14 protein-coding genes are annotated in these 15,873 nt (G+C 41.3%); all 14 read right to left on the minus strand.

Features of this window, described 5'->3' with window-relative positions; translation table 11 throughout:
• Nucleotides 1-164: 164 nt before the first annotated feature.
• On the minus strand, nt 165-1,505 hold the full coding sequence (locus IGI94_RS12960; protein ID WP_438899856.1) for a hypothetical protein: 1,341 nt from the start codon (nt 1,503-1,505) through the stop codon (nt 165-167).
• Nucleotides 1,506-1,661: 156 nt separating this feature from the next.
• On the minus strand, nt 1,662-2,003 hold the full coding sequence (locus IGI94_RS12965) for a PTS lactose/cellobiose transporter subunit IIA (RefSeq protein WP_375838592.1): 342 nt from the start codon (nt 2,001-2,003) through the stop codon (nt 1,662-1,664).
• A gap of 1 nt (nt 2,004) precedes the next feature.
• Nucleotides 2,005-2,304, minus strand: a complete 300-nt coding sequence (locus tag IGI94_RS12970) for a PTS sugar transporter subunit IIB (protein WP_034872120.1) — start codon at nt 2,302-2,304, stop codon at nt 2,005-2,007.
• Nucleotides 2,305-2,332: 28 nt separating this feature from the next.
• Entirely contained in the window at nt 2,333-3,598 is a 1,266-nt protein-coding gene (locus IGI94_RS12975; RefSeq protein WP_086372340.1) for a PTS sugar transporter subunit IIC, read from the minus strand.
• Between the two features lie 15 nt (nt 3,599-3,613).
• Nucleotides 3,614-4,399, minus strand: coding sequence for a tyrosine-protein phosphatase (locus IGI94_RS12980; protein ID WP_008380628.1), 786 nt, complete (start codon nt 4,397-4,399; stop codon nt 3,614-3,616).
• A 3-nt stretch (nt 4,400-4,402) separates the two neighbouring features.
• A complete protein-coding gene (locus tag IGI94_RS12985) occupies nt 4,403-6,283 on the minus strand; it encodes a BglG family transcription antiterminator (RefSeq protein ID WP_142437425.1) in 1,881 nt (626 codons plus the stop codon).
• Between the two features lie 244 nt (nt 6,284-6,527).
• The gene (locus tag IGI94_RS12990) at nt 6,528-7,553 is read right to left on the minus strand and encodes a LacI family DNA-binding transcriptional regulator (protein ID WP_005234088.1); all 1,026 of its coding nucleotides are present in this window, start codon (nt 7,551-7,553) and stop codon (nt 6,528-6,530) included.
• 3 nt (nt 7,554-7,556) lie between these two features.
• Entirely contained in the window at nt 7,557-9,683 is a 2,127-nt protein-coding gene (locus IGI94_RS12995) for a glycoside hydrolase family 65 protein (protein ID WP_061053199.1), read from the minus strand.
• A complete protein-coding gene (locus IGI94_RS13000) occupies nt 9,670-10,506 on the minus strand; it encodes a carbohydrate ABC transporter permease (RefSeq protein ID WP_016612747.1) in 837 nt (278 codons plus the stop codon). Before IGI94_RS13000 ends, IGI94_RS12995 begins: the two co-directional genes overlap by 14 nt.
• Before the next feature lie 5 nt (nt 10,507-10,511).
• Nucleotides 10,512-11,420 carry a carbohydrate ABC transporter permease gene (locus IGI94_RS13005; RefSeq protein WP_008380619.1) on the minus strand — a complete coding sequence of 303 codons (909 nt, stop codon included), beginning with the start codon at nt 11,418-11,420 and terminating at the stop codon, nt 10,512-10,514.
• Nucleotides 11,421-11,482: 62 nt separating this feature from the next.
• Complete coding sequence (locus tag IGI94_RS13010) at nt 11,483-12,760, minus strand: sugar ABC transporter substrate-binding protein (protein WP_005234084.1); 1,278 nt, start codon at nt 12,758-12,760, stop codon at nt 11,483-11,485.
• Nucleotides 12,761-12,771: 11 nt separating this feature from the next.
• Nucleotides 12,772-15,099 carry a glycosyl hydrolase family 65 protein gene (locus IGI94_RS13015; protein WP_142437426.1) on the minus strand — a complete coding sequence of 776 codons (2,328 nt, stop codon included), beginning with the start codon at nt 15,097-15,099 and terminating at the stop codon, nt 12,772-12,774.
• A 50-nt stretch (nt 15,100-15,149) separates the two neighbouring features.
• A complete protein-coding gene (locus tag IGI94_RS13020; RefSeq protein ID WP_005234082.1) occupies nt 15,150-15,443 on the minus strand; it encodes a hypothetical protein in 294 nt (97 codons plus the stop codon).
• Nucleotides 15,421-15,834 carry an RDD family protein gene (locus IGI94_RS13025; RefSeq protein ID WP_438899857.1) on the minus strand — a complete coding sequence of 138 codons (414 nt, stop codon included), beginning with the start codon at nt 15,832-15,834 and terminating at the stop codon, nt 15,421-15,423. Before IGI94_RS13025 ends, IGI94_RS13020 begins: the two co-directional genes overlap by 23 nt.
• Nucleotides 15,835-15,873: the final 39 nt, after the last annotated feature.

A 15,873-nucleotide genomic window follows, 5' to 3' on the forward strand; every position in this document is an offset into this window, starting at 1 on the left:
TTCCTTTTTCACTAACACGATGTTCTTATTTTAACGCTATTCGAAAATAGTGCAATAAAATTCACTATCATAAAGGAAGATAAAACGCTGAACGTTCGGTTTTTATGCGATTTCAAAAAAAAGCAGCCACTGTCTTGAATCAAGATAGTGACTGCTAAAGACGCTTATTCTTTTGTTTTCTTTGATTGTCGGCGAAATACCACCAATCCACCTACTAGCAAACAGAGTACTCCTGCAATCGAGCCCCATTTTGCTGGCTCTAAAAAGCTTTGGATCCTTGAGGTCTGATTCGTTGCCGTCGTTCCTGATAGCTGAAACAAGAAAGCCAGCGGCTGATGTTCAAAACGAAGAATGACGAACAGGAGTGTCATCAAAAGAAATTGATGTACCAGACTCCCTTTGTTTTGTGTGGCATACTTGGCTAAACTCTGCTGCTCAATTGCTTCCGGTTTTGCCGCCAAATACTGTTTCGTAAGCCATTGATTCAATCCCGCATTAAAGAAGCTAATGACGAATAAACTTATTGGGATCAGTGTGTCGCTGCTGAACAGAAGAACACCTGCCATCAGCCCAAGTAAATATGTTGGTACCAGCTGTTTTTCTAAACGATGAGCGAGTTTTCCTCCGAGAAACATCGCGCCAAAAAGGCCCAGTGCATATGGTAAGTAAACGTGCGTGCTTAGCGCTTGTGCTCCAAGTCGACCGGTAACATACACCGAGCCGAAAAGAAAAAGAAAGTTTCCGATCACCCCACGAATGAAGGTGAGCACATTTAGATGAAGTGGCTGTTTCCACGACTTACTGCGTTTCGTTAAAGTGATCAGCAGCAAAGCAAAGAGAAACAAGAAACCAGTGATCGCCCACTCAAAGAGGGCATTCGACTTGATCAGCCTGGCTGCTCGCAAGCCAAACAGTAAGAGAAAGAAAAAGAAATACAACAAAAATTGCTTGTTGAATAACTGGTTGCGCTGCATCAGCGGTCTTTTCGGTAGGTTTTTGAAGGTTTGACTACTCTTAGCCGCCAGCACAAAGAGTGCAAGATAACTGCCAAATAGACCAATGCCTCGAAGGTCATCAGGCAACCGTAAGGCAAACAATAAAACGAAAAGAAAGAACAGCGCCTCCTTCCAATCATTTTTCAGCGGCTGTTCAGTGAGCTTGGCTTTTTGGCGTACCATCAGGTCAGCTGGCGGCAACCAAGAAGCACTGATCCCCAACAAACCAGCAGCTGGCAAGAGTGCAGCGCTCCACCAAGTGCTCAAGATACCTACCAATGCGCCGGCGCCGCCGATCAAGACACTGGCTGCTAACAATGATGGTGCAAAAAGCGCCGTAAGCGTCTGTAAGAAAAAGACCCCTGTCATGCGAAAGGTATAAAAGAGCGCAAAGGCTAATGCTGCACTTAGCGACTGCTCTTTGCTCAAAGATAAGAAATAAAGATACGGGATGATCGTGATCGTATTGCTGATGATCAAAAGTGCGGTATGGGATTTTAAAACTTTCATCGTCCGACTCCTTGCCTTGATTTAAAGTTCCATCTTTCTTCTATCCTACACTTTCAAGCAATCCTGTCAACTTGCGTGCCAAATTTAAGCAAAAAGAAACCAAGTGTATTGTCAAAAGACTGACACTTCGTTTCTTTTTCTTATTGCGATTTTCGGCTAGGAGCCAGTAGACTGAATCATTTGCTTAATTGCCTGAATTTCTTCATACAACCCTTGAAACTCTTTTGCAAGCTCACTCATGATGTCTGCGCTCATCAAAAGATCTTCCGCATGACTTAATAGTAAGGACATCCAAACTTTGTCCCCTTGAGCTTCTTGTTGAACTAACTTCCGATGTGCCAAATGGGCTTCATGATAGTGTTCTTTTCCTTTTTCGATTGCTTGCAGTGCAGCCAGATTCTGGGCTTCTCTTCCTTTTTGAATACTTTCAAAAAAGCAACTTCTTGCCATACCCGCTTGCGAGATAATCTGAAAACAAATTTGTTCTTTTTCTTCCATTCTACTCTCCTATTAGTTCAAGTGCTTGTTCCAATGCTTTTTTTCCATCCATCATGCCATAGGTGCGCATGTCGATACTGGCTGCTGGACAAGCAACTAAGCCTTGGACTTCATTTAATCGGTAAGAAACTTGCGGTCCTAACAGTACGCAATCAGCATCTTTTGCTGCAGTCGTGACCGATTCAATGGAGAACGCATCGATCGCCACCGCTTCTCCTTTTTCTTGCGCTGCTTTCTTCATATTATTTACTAAGACGCCAGTAGACATGCCGCCAGCGCAAACTAACACTATTTTTTTCATCATTTTTCCTCCATTTTCTCGTTATTTGTTACTCAACGACTGCCGCTTGGGTTTGCAGATTCTTTTCTTCAGCTAGTGCTGCTTTGTCTTGCAGACGCATAAAAGGGATGTAGATGATGACACATAAGACAAATTGAATCAATTGTGCAATGATCCCTTGCCAGCCATTCACTAAGAAGCCACCGAAAATAATCGGAAAGCCAGTCGGGATATTGACTCCATTGTGATAAGGCAAAAAGCCGACAATTGTTAAGAGATATGCTGACAACACGGAAACAGCCGGTGTTACCATCAAGGGAAGCAGCATTCTGATATTCATCACCTGAGGAATCCCAAATTTGATTGGCTCAGAAATACCAAACATGGAAGGGATCAATCCAATTTTACCAACAGCTTTTAGTTGCTCTGATTTGCAGCCAAAAATAGCCAGTAAAGCGACTGCAAATGAACGAGCCCCGCGATTGTTCAAAATAAACCCAATCGTAAACAGATGTGGTAATGCTTGGCCGGCACTGTACGCCGCCAGATTATCAAGCCCTGGTTGGTAAAAGACCAACATCAAGATCGGATAAACAGCCAACACTCCGTGAATGCCAAAGAACCAAAGAAATTCGATAAACGCCACAATGATCATACAAGCAAAAATATTCGCTCCTAATAAGGTCAATGGAGCTTGTACCCAAGTATAGATCATATCTGTCAGTGTGCCGTAAGGAGTTGCCGCCATACCCACGTAAATGATGCCCATAATGGCTGAAACAATAATTGCTGGCACGATCGCTGCAAAGGATTTGTTGACGATCGGCGGTACCGAATCCGGCATTTTGATCATCAAATTCTTCTGTACACATAAAATGTAAATTCTGGCACCCAACAATCCGCCAAACATGGCGACAAACATCCCACCGGAGCCAAGGGTCGACAACTCCATCGTACGGGTTTCTTCTAAAGTCGAAATCGGACTCAAGATCAAAAATGATACCAAACTCATGATACCGGCATTTAGTTGATCCGCATTTAAATGCTCGGCTAATTTATAGCCAACTAGAAAGGCGACATAAACGGAAACGACATCGATCGTCATCGCGTTGACTTGGGTTAATAATGCTTTCACACCAATTTGTTCCATTATCTGTTGCGTTGCCCCAATGTCGATCGCATTGATCAAGGAAGCAATGGAACTGATCATCATGACGGGCATTAAGCCCATCATTGCATTGGCAATGGCTTTCATATAAATATTGTTTTGTACTTGAACGGCTGCAGCTAGTATTTTATCTTTCAGTGTATTCATAAGGTCCTCCTTCACTTAATCCCGCAAGTATTTATCTTTAAGCAGCTGGATTTTCTGCTGTGAAAAACCCAGTTCTTCTTTTACATACGTTTCAATCCCCCCATGAGCCTCAATCAAATCCAAAGCGGTTTGTAAAAAACACCGATCAGCTTCTTTGAAGTATCGCATTGCTGCCACAAAATCGGGGTTGTTCGTTTCTTCTTGTATCTGCTTGAGACTCTTGGTATTTTTCTCCCTTTTGTACTCGTTGGTCAGCAGGTAATCTTCCATGACCTCTTCATAACTGACACCCAACAGTAACTGAATCAGGGCAACCCCATACCCGGTGCGGTCTTTGCCACCACGACAGTGCTGAACCACTGCACCTTCAGCTTCCAAATGAATGGCCAATACTTCTTTAAAAACGGTCTTGCATTGACTGTTTTCAACAAATTCATAATTTTGCCGAATCATCAATTCTTTTGCAACTTCGGCGGTGATTTTTTCTGCAGAAAGCGCCATTGGCTCCCCTTCTTCTGAAGAAGCTAAAGCAGCAATATCAGCAATTGGCGTCAAATAAAGTATCTGAGCATTCCCAATGGGTTTGTCTTCATTGTCTGCTCTTTCTTGGGCATTGCGGTAGTCAATAATTTTCTCAATTCCCAGAGCTGCTAATTTTTTCTGATCAGCTTCTGTCAATTTGCTCAATTCGTCTGAGCGGTATAGTTTTCCAGTCACTACGTATTTGCCCTCTTTGGTCCGATAGCCGCCAAAATCGCGAAAATTATACGCACCTTCTAAGGTTACTTTTTCATTTGTCATACACTACTCCTTTAAATAATTAATGAACGTCATAAAGTCCGTTGTCGCAGCTAGTTTGTTTACTTTATCCAACGAAGAACATTGTTTGATCAAATGATCATTCAGCGGTTTCACTTTTAAGTGATCTTGTTCAGCAATCACTAATAAGAAAACGAGACGAACCGTCTGTTTGTACCAGAACACTGGCTTTTTCAAGTTTGCAACGGCAATCACCGTTTCTGCACCAATCAGCGCATTGGGATGAGGGAAAGCGACTGACGGTAAGAAATCGGTTCCAAAAAAGGCTTCTCGTTCAAAAACCAACGTTTCAAAATTCTCAGGCATTGAATACTGTTCTTTGATTTGTTGGCATAAAAAATGCAACACCGCTTCTTTTGTTTCAAATTCTTGTTCACAGATGAATAACGATTCCTTAAAGTAGTTCAAAAGCACTTCTTCTGTGAAGACAGCGGCCAATGCGGCTTCGATCTTTTTGATCATATCCGGTTGCATAAAATAATCAACACTCATAACAGGAATCGTTCCTTCGTAAGGAAGTGGAATCGAAGAAAAGATAAAATCGAACTCCTGCTCTTCGATCATTTGCAAAAATTCATATTGATTGCATACCGTGACTTTCTTGATATAATTGCGAAAATAAAACTCAAATTTCTCTTTAAGGAAGGTATTGGCCGCTCGGCCTAGGTCATTGACCACTAAAATATACTTGCGCTGTGTTTGCGAATTTTTCTTATTTAAAGCCACATCAAAGTGCATCGCCAAATAGCTGAGTTCATGATCACTGATGGTCTTTTCAAATTGCTTTGCAATGACTTGACCGGCAATGATGGCTAAATCATAAGCGACATTACAGTGTACCTTCACCTCATTCAACAAAGGATTTTTCAGCTCGATCCCCAATTCGATCCGATCGATCAGCGGAGCAAAGTGCAACATCAACATCGTTTGCAGATCCAAGTCTTTGCTGAAATCGATTTGGCGGCTTTCCTTGATCGCTTTTAAAATTTTGCTGACCAATTCTGCTGCTTCATCTGAAACAGTCATCTTTTCATTTCTAGGGACTACTCGTTTGCCAACGATTTGCCCTAAAACATAATTTCGCTCGTATTCGGTAAAATGTACAGCACACTCTTTTTCAATTCTGGCGATGATTCGCTCTCCTAGTAATGTCTGCTCATCATTGGTCCTGCCGCTGATCGGTAGGTTTCGATCTAAGTAGCGGCCGCTTTGCATGCGTAAGACAGCAATCGCTAAATGATTCACCAGATTGTTCAAAATAGCCTCCGACATGGGGTAGGCTTTTTGCGAAAACTCCGACGAAACGATCGCTTTTATCTGCTGGTGAAGAAGCGACGGTGTATCTTCGCTGATTGTGCCCTCTTCTAACTGCTTGATATGGGTTCTTTGCAAATAATTACTAGCCATAAACCGTCTCAAGTCAAATTCGCTACCGCTAAGTTTCATTCCGTAATACGGCTTCGTTTGAATGGAGAGCTGGTAATGGCTTAGTATCCGTCGCAGCTTTTTCAATTCTTGAGATAGCTTACTCTGAGAAATGAATAAGCGTTCGCAAAGCATTTCGGATTTAATATACGTTTCTTCTTGAATAAAGAATTCAATAATTCTAGAAACAAAGTCGTCATTGTGGGACGCTTGTTCTTTCCTTCGCTGAAAAGCTTCTTCGTTCGTTATTTGTAAATACAACCCACTCCCTTTTTTCGCTTGAATCATACAACCGTATCGTTCTTGATGCTGGTTGATTTCTTCTGCATAACGGCGAACGGTTTTTCTGCTAACACCCAACTCGGCAGCAGCCGCTTTACTCGTCATAAAACCGTCATGCTCCGAAAGTGTTCTTAACAACAATAGGCTTAATTTTTCCATCTCTCTCTCCCTCGCTTACTAGTTTAGAGTCAAACCCAAGCAACCTCCATAGGTATATCTTCCCTTTCATTAAGGGAAATTTCTACAAGAAGTTGCTTGCCTTGTGCTTTGCTTCTTATCAAAAAAACGAATGGTCGTGACTTTCACTTTGTTGTTGCCACATATGACCGACCAATTTGTTTGAGTTTTCTTCTCCACAAAAAAAGACATGATCTTCACTCAATGAAGGTCATGTCTTTTTTATTTAGCGAACCTCGCTGATTTTCTCTACCGACTGTCGCACTTTTAATTGATGGGGACTAATTTTTCGATGGCTCGTTTCTGCTTGATTGGTGATGATGTCTGCTAGTAATTCAGCTGCTTCGTAACCGATTCGTTCCATATCTTGGGCAACGGTTGTTAATTCAGGCGTTACGTAGCTAGCCAAAATAATATCATCGAACCCGATGACCGAAATATCTTCAGGAACCCGCAAGCCCATGTCTTTGATTCCTCGTATCGCTCCGATTGCCATAATATCACTAGCACAGAACAGTGCAGTGATTTCTTGATTGTTTTCTAACAGATTTTTACAAATCAAATAGGCAATTTCTTCTTCATAGTTGGCGTACTGGATATACGACTCATTCACTAACAAGCCATGCGCTGCCAAAGAAGCGCGGTAGCCTTTTTCTCTAAGTTCACTGACATTGGCATCACGACTCCCGTTGATCATGCCAATTTGTCGATGATTATTGGCAATCAAAAAATCCACAGCTTCTTGCGCCGCTTTTTCATTGTCAATCGAAACCAAGCCGATCTTAGGATTGTCGATTTCCATATCAATCAGAACTGTCGGCAAAGAGGTTTGCTGTACTTCCTGGTAGTAAGGATCGGTGGTTTTTAACCCTTGGATCACTACACCAGTGATATTGTGCTCATTGCAGAACTGACTAAACGTCTTTTGCTTTTGTTTCTCAGTACTTGTCCCATAAAAGACAAACTCAAAATCTGACTGATCCGTATAACGATAGACCCCATTCAACACTTCCAAAGGCATCGTTGATTTTCGGTTGAAATTCAACTCATTTAAAATCAAGGCGATGGTTTGTTGTTTCTTCGAAGACAGTGTCCTTGCTGCCATGTTTGGGGAATAGTCTAATTCTTTCGCTATTTTTAAAATTTCTTGCTTGGTTTGTTGGTTGATATCACTATACCCGTTAAAAACTTTGGATACAGTCGCTATTGATACACCGGCTGCCTTTGCCACATCGCGAATCGTTGTTCGCATTTGCTATCTCTCCTTTATCCAAATACCACCATCAGTCTTCGTAGCGAGCAATTGGGTTGTCTCCGCTAACTGACAGTCAATATCGCGATCCTTTAAACTGATTTTAACAGGTTCTCCTTGATAAAAGAGCGTAAATTTTAGTTCTTTTATTTTCTGTGGCAAATGATTCGCTAATCGCAGGCCTTGATCGTAATACAACCCTGCAAAACCGTAAATCAAGCTCAGCCAACTTCCCCCCATATTTGCTGCGTGAATGCCATCGACAACATTTTTTTGGAGATCCGTTAAATCCATCAAAGCCGTATCCATAAAATAACGATAGGCTTTTTCAGAATCCCCAATTCGACTCGCCATCACGCTAAAAATAGAACGAGACAAGGAGGAATCATGCGTCGTCACTTGTTCGTAATAGTCATAATCTTTTTTTAATTGCTCAAGACTGAAGTCTCCTGTATAGAGCATTTGGGCTAAAACCGTATCGGCTTGCTTACAGACTTGATGTTTGTAGATGACCATTGGATGATAATGCAGCAGGAGAGGATACTTTTCAGCAGGTGTAGTCTCAAATGGCCAGACTGCTTGTTCTAAGAATCCATCGTCTTGCTTCGTAATCCCTCGCTGTTCATCGTAACCAAAGTACATTAAGTCGGCTGCTTGCTGCCAAGCACTAATTGTTTCTTGGTATTTACCATACCGCTGTGCTAACTCAATGGCATAATATAGATTATTTTGAACCATTTTATTCGTATAAAAATTATTATTAACAAGGGCACTGTACTCATCAGGTCCAGTCACTCCATTGATGCAAAAGGCAAGTTTGCCCTCTTTTTCTACTAGATCGCCATAGCTCAACCAGAATTTCGCCGTTTCAAAAACAACTTCACTGCCAACCGTTTCGATGAATGCCTGGTCGCCAGTCACTCGTTCATACAATTGGAATGCATAAACGATATCCGCATTGATATGGACTTGGGCAGTTCCCGCTGGATAATAAGCACTCGTCTCATTTCCATCAATTGTTCGCCAAGCAAACAAAGCACCCTCTTGGCTTAGCTCCTGCGCCCGTTGTTTGGCTTGCGGCAAGATCTTCCCGCGATAGGAAAGCAATGCCTTGGCTATTTCAGGGTTCGTGAAAATAAAAAATGGCAACAGATACATTTCCGTATCCCAGAAGTAATGCCCTTCATATCCCTCGCCAGTCAATCCTTTGGCTGCGAAATTTGTTCTGCCGTCTCGCCCCGCACCTTGATTCAAATGAAACAAATTGAACCGAATGCCTTTTTGAAGAACTGGATCTCCTTCGATTTGGATATCACTTGCCGCCCAAAATTGCTGATAACTTTGTTGCTGCTCTTGCAAGAGAACTTCAAAATCGGCTAACTCTTGGTTAAAAGGTGTTTCGTGATTTTGATTATCTTCAAGTAGTTTCATTTGGAAAACCGTCGTAAGCGTTTCCTCTGCTTGTAATTGCTTTTCGCCATTGATCACTCGAATTGCTATACTTCGTTGACTATTTTCAGCAGTCCAAATCGCATAATCCTGATAATCAGCTTTTCGTAAGTGATGTGCTTTACTAGCAACCCGAGGATCATCTGTTTGAACAATTGCTGCTTTTTGTTCTAACGGATGTGTTATGGAAATTGGCTCTGAGAAATTGGTGTTCTTAATTTGATACTGACAGACGTAAAGTTCACTTCGTGTCACAGAGGCAAACGACTGCATCACCAATTCAAAAGTTTTACCTAGTGGCGTTACTACTTTATAGGATTCATCCAACACGCCTTTTTCCAAATCCAAAGTCATTTGTATAGGCTTTACTTGCCATTCTGAAGCACTAGAGTCCTCGTCACCAATCTGTAAACGTACGCCTCTTAGATTCGGCAGCTTGATGATCGTCTGATGCTCTTTGGCATAGCCGTATGCCCATTCACCATATTGGATCGTCTCACTATCAAAAAAACCATTAACAAAGGAGCCTGGGTTTCCCTCGTAAAGCTCATTGACTTTTAAGGGGTGACCTGCACGCACGCCAATTTGACCATTGCCAACTGCAAACAATGTTTCTAAGTATTCAGGGGTTTGATGAGAAAGTTCCTGTGCTCTTACTTTAAATGAATCATTTTTCGCCATCCATTCGCACTCCTTGTAAGAAATATTTGTTGAACAGCAAGTAAATGATCACAATGGGAATGATCGTGATCACACTTGCCGCCATCGTCTGATCCCATCGTACACCACCATTTCGACTTTGGAAAGTCTGCAACCCTAGAGTCAAAGTATATTTACTTGGCGTGGTCAAATAGAGCATTGGTTTCATGAATTCGTTCCAAAAGCCCATAAAAATAAAGACAGCTTGTGTTGCGATGGATGGTTTTGCTAATGGCATCACGATACGAAAGAATGTTTGAAATCTGCCGAGACCATCGATTGCCGCAGCTTCTTCCACATCTTTTGGAAAAGATAAAAAGAATTGACGCATCATAAAGATATTCCCGATGTTGATCGCAGCTGGTAAAATCAACGCTGAAAAACTATCTAACATTCCTAGATTCATCAAGATTAAGTAATTTGGAATCAACAAAACCTGAGCTGGCACCATCATCAATGCCAAAAACCCATAGTAAATTCGTTCACGCCCCGGAAAATTTAATCTTGCTAAGGCATAACCTGCCATCGTATTTAATAAAATATTGATGGTCGTTCCAATAACGGATATAATCACGGAGTTTAGAAACCAGCGCATAAACAAAGAAGAGCGCCCCAAGACATATCGAAAATTGTCTAAAGTAAACTCATTGGGGATCAAACTCATATCCCCAGAAACAATTTCTCTATAGGGTTTGAAAGATGCAGCAATTGCCCAGACAAAAGGATAAAAGGTCAGTACTGCATAAAGAATCAAGATCGTATAAAGCAAGATCTTTAAAATTTTTGTTTTCTCTTTTCCTCTCACGGACGTTACCCTCTTTCTTTGTTCAATTTTTCTGCTAAAAGTGACGTGATAAAGATAATAATTGCTAAAACGATCGCTAATGCTGCCGCATACCCCATCGTGTTCATTTGTCCAAAGGCGTATTGGTAAATCATTAGTGACAAGGTCAGAGTCGAATTGTTGGGTCCCCCTGATCCGTTCGAGAAGATATACGCCTGGTCAAACATCTGAAAGGTACCAATGATCCCCGTCAGCAGTACATAGGTAGTGATTGGGCGTAGATAAGGAATCGTGATATACCGTAATTTATCCACGGTTGTCGCACCATCGATCTCTGCTGCTTCGTACAAAGAATGAGGCAGATCAACTAAAGAAGCCAAATAGATCGTCATATAATAAGGCACGGTCGACCAGATATTCATTACCATAATCACTTTCAACGCATAGGCCGGTTCTTGTAAAAAATTGATTGGTTCTGAGTAAAATCCTAAATTCATAAATAAGTCATTGACTGGACCGTAAATATTAAAAATAAACATAAAGATGATCGTCAATGCTGAACTAGAAGTTAAAGTTGGCAAAAAATAAACCATCCGAAACAGTTTCTTCCCCTTGATTCCTTTGCTGCTTAAAATATACGCGATAATCAAAGCAAAAATCGTTTGTAACGGAACGACGACCAAGGCAAACGTGGCCGTATTTCTAAGAGCGATTCGCGCTTTTTGATCGGTGAAGATACGTAAATAGTTTTCTATCCCTTTAAAAGAAAATGTATTGGTAAACAAATTGACGTCGTTGAAAGATAGATAAAAAGCAAAGAGAACAGCTAAGACGAAAAAGATTCCTACGACAATGATTGCTGGAGCCAGAAAGAGCCAAGCTTGTCGGATTTCTTGCCATTGGCTTTTTGTATAGTTAGTTTTTTTTCGTTCCATCATGTTGTCACCTTTCCCAAAAGAAAAGAGAGAGGAGTTCCTCTCCCTCGTTCAAATTCAGACTAGTTTGCTGTAATATCTGCGTTCGCTTGTTCATCAGCAGCTTCCATTGCTTCTTCAAAGGTCATGTTTCCATTTAAAGCATTCGGTAAAAAGTTTTGATAGGCTTTGTTGATCGTATCTAAAGTGGTGCCCTTTTGCCAAATCGTTGCATAATCCCAAGCCTCTAGGTGAACATTCAAGTCACTGTTTTCTGTGATTTTGGCCGCATCTGCTACATCTTGACGACTAGGTAATGTCCCGGTTCCTTCAACCCATGCTTGCATACCGCTTTGACCAGTAGCGTGTTGAATCCATTTATCTGCCAAGGCACTTTTTTCGGTCCCAACATATTTTCCCCAACCGACAGAAAACATCATTGACCCTTCCGTTCCTTTATACGTTGGCATTTCTTTTACAACAAAAGGAATATCAGGAAATTCTGTCTTAAGTGTCTCATACACCCAGTTTCCTTCATCCATGATCGCAATTTTTCCAGAACCAAAAGCTTCGCCGTTCCAACCTGTTCCGATATCTTGCGGTGTAACAGCTGCTTTCGTATCGACCAACTCTTTTAAAATCGAAAGATTATCAACTACTGCTGGATCAGCCAAATTAGCCGTCCCATCTTCATTGATTGGTTGAGCATTTTCCCGCGTTGCAAGATGATAGTTGCGAGCCATATCTTGGTTATAGCTCATGGCAAAAACATTTCCGTCACCATACGCCTCATTGATTTTTTCTTGGAACGACGGCAGCCACTCAACATACGCTTCAAGTGTGTCTGGCACTTCATCGATCGACACACCCGCTTCTTCAAAAATCGCTGTATTGAAATAGAGTGCTAAAGTTGACATATCTTTGGGAACAGCCTGCAGTTGTCCATCCGAAGTCGTAAAAGCATCGATCAAGCTATCATAAAACTGCTCACTTTCAAAATTAGCCGGATCCAGCTCTGCAAGTGTGCCATTCTCTGAGAACCATGGGAACATATAGGCATCCACGTAAAAGACATCTGGTGCCGTTCTACCAGCCATGTCAGCTTGAATTTGGGTATTATAATCGGTATATACTTTCTTTTCAACTGTTGCACCCGTTGCTTCTTCAAAAGATTGGATCATCTCATCCAACGATTTTTCTTCTGCCTCGTTGCCACCCCAAACACCGATCGTTAACGAATCCCCCGTGAAATCCGTCTGATCTGTCGAACTACTGGTGTCTTCGTTTCCCCCACAAGCTGCCAGCACCACTGCTCCAGACAATAGAAGCCCTGTTCCTACTACTTTTTTCCATCCAGTCATTTTATTTCCCCCTAAAAAGTGATTTTGATTTGTTCTTCAAGCAGATAAACCTTATCAAAAGCGATAAACTCAATCGCTTGCTCCCCATGGTTGGTGACCGTAAAACCTTCCTGTGTGACCTCAATCTTTAATGGCTGTTGGTGCCACATAATACCAAATTCAAGTGCTTCCCAAGCCTTTGGTAAATGTGGTTCGATTCTTAACTGGCCGTCTAAACAACGGATACCACCATAGCCGAAGACCGTCATTTGCCAAATACCGCCGAGTGATGCTGCATGAATCCCTTCATTGGAAGACAGCATATTTTCTCCCATATCAATGTTGATTGCTTGTTGAAACAAATCATAAGAAAGTGCTACTTCCCCTAAATCAGCAGCGAGGATGGCATGTGTCGATAAGGATAAGGAAGAATCATGCAACGTTTTCGGCTCATAGTAATCCCAATTCAACCGTTTCTCTTCTTTTGGAAAAAGGTTCTCAAATAAGAACAAGAGCAAAAGAACATCCGCTTGTTTCGAAACTTGCATCTCGTTGACCTGTTCTAAGTTATACTCATGGAACAGTGTGCCTACTTGCGAATCATTTTTATATTTCGTGAGATCGATCTCTTTTTTCGTCAAATAGGTATCATCTTGCGGGATGATTCCCGCTTCATTCGGTTGCGGTAAATAAATAGCAGCTACTTTTGCTTGCCATTCTTGATAAGCTTCATTTAATGGTAATTTTTCAGCTAGTTTCGTAAATTGTTCTGGCTGGTTCTTTTTCAACTCTTCATACAATGAAATAGCTAATTGAATGTTCCAGTGCGCAGTATGATTCGTGAAAGCATTATTATCGACATGCTCCTTATATTCATCTGGTCCGACTACGTCTAAAATTTCAAAGCGCTGGTTTTCTTCGGACCACTCTAAACGACTCGCCCAGAAGATCGCCGTATCAAAAATCACTTCATAGCCTTTTTCCCATGCAAATTGTTGATCATTCGTTACATCAATAAATTGTTTGATGCCGTAGGTGACATCGCTGGTAATATGCTGTTCAATAAATCCTGACCAAATTTTCGTTGGTAAGCCCGTAAGGATATCCGCAGCGCCCCAAACTGGCGTAGTCTCACCATCTTCAGGCCAAGCAGCTTCCCACGGAAATTGGGCGCCTTGATAGCCGTTCTCAGTAGCTTTTTTATGGGCACCAGCCAAACCTAAATAGCGATAAGTCACTAATTTTTTGGCGATTTCTGGGTGTGTGAAGGTAAAATATGGCAGCATAAAAATCTCTGTATCCCAAAAGGTATGTCCTTTGTACCCTTCCCCAGATAGGCCTTTGGCACCTATGTTCATGCGTTCGTCATGGGCTGGTGTCATCACATGTAGATGATATTTTGCAAAATGAATCGCTAATTGATCTAGTGTGTTCTCTGTCTTGATTTTGATTGGAAAGACGGACCAGACTTCTTTGTCCCATGCCGTTGCTGAAGCTTTTGCTAATTCCTGATAGCCGTTTTTGCGAATCTCTTTCAGCTCTTCAAGGGCAATCTTCTTCAAATCTTGTGGTGTCTTTCCTAAATGCTCTTTATCGATCGTGGTATAAACAGAAGAAAACTTCTCAAGCTTCAACGTCTCATTAGGTGCCAAGGTTTGCCAGTAACGATTGTAGATTTTCCGTCTTCCCATCTCGATCCGCTTCTTGGTTCCATCATAGCAATCTTCTGTTTTTTCTAGATTATGTGCTGTCGAAAGAACAAAGGCGATCTTAGATTGAGTGGTCTTTGGCATCATTTGTAAGAAACGATTTTCTGTTAATGATTTGTCACCTTCAGTAAAATGCTGCGAGCCGCTATTTGTCTTTTGTCCGTCAATACCAGAAATAATTTCCAACGTGACTTCTTTTCCTAAATTTTCGACCAGCACTTGTTGCGCAAACACATGCTTTTGGGCAAAGGAAACACATCGCTTAAAGGTCAGTTCGACATTAATCTGACCATGTTTCCATTGAAAGGAGCGCGTGAGTTCCCCAGTTCTCAAATTTAAGACACGTGAATAGTTTGAATATTTGCCTTTTGATAAATCTAATCGTTCGCCATCAAAAAGGAGCTCCATTCCAATCATATCCGGCACATTAGGAAGCTCAGTCACTTCATTTTCGTCGAATTTATTAAAGGTTCCTGCAACAAAAAGATTACGCGTTTCGCCAACATATTTCTCTTCTGTCACAGAGCGCATCCCCAGATACCCGTTGCCCAAACACATGATGGCTTCTGCTTTGCCTAACCATTTTGTATCAAAGGTCTTTTCCGTAATTTTCCAAGGGTCTTCTTTTAAATACTGCATCGCTGTCTCCATTTTTTCCTCCTATTTCTTCAGAAAACGTTTTAGTTTCTTTCAAAAATTTTTTATTTATAAAAATAGTTATTGGACCGAAACAAAAGTACAATCAAGCCCATGAAATAACTACCAATTACTAGGACAATTGCTGCGTTAAGAAACACCCATCCTACGATCAAGTGGAGTGGCGCATAGTAAGCATAATCTCTAATTATTTTTGCGGCTTGGTATTCGTTTCGCCACTTCCAAGCAATAAGACTAGCACTAGCCCAAGCAAAAATAACTAACAAAAGTAGCGCTTGTGTATTGATCTCCAATAAAGGATTCCCTGTTAACAACTCATCGAAGGAGGTTTCGTTCATACTGATCATTCCCCTGTTTCTTATTGAACCCCACTACACTTTGTCCTAAAATGTCGTGTAACGTTTTTTTCGTACCTAGATAGAGGAAGAAAGAACCAGTGAAAAACAACCAACCGATCATTGGTAAAAAGTAGAGCAATTTTGCTACTTCCCTCATTCCTACAGTTAATAAATTACGTTGATTCGTAAAAACAACGAGTTTCGCAAAATGTTTGCCAATCGTTTTCCCCTCAAAACTACTCAAACAAATCATGTTGTAGACCACAAAGAGAAGTTGTGGCAAGACAATCGTTACTCCAGGAGGTACCATTAGGAGATAGCTAAGCATGGTACTTGGTAAAAAAATGATCATGCAATCAATCAAAAATGCTAGCAATCTTAGTAACAGCATATTTGTCCCCCTTTTTTCGAAAACCTTTTCGTTACATTC

The sequence above is a fragment of the Enterococcus sp. AZ149 genome (genome assembly GCF_051714285.1).
Classification (GTDB): domain Bacteria; phylum Bacillota; class Bacilli; order Lactobacillales; family Enterococcaceae; genus Enterococcus_D; species Enterococcus_D entomosocium.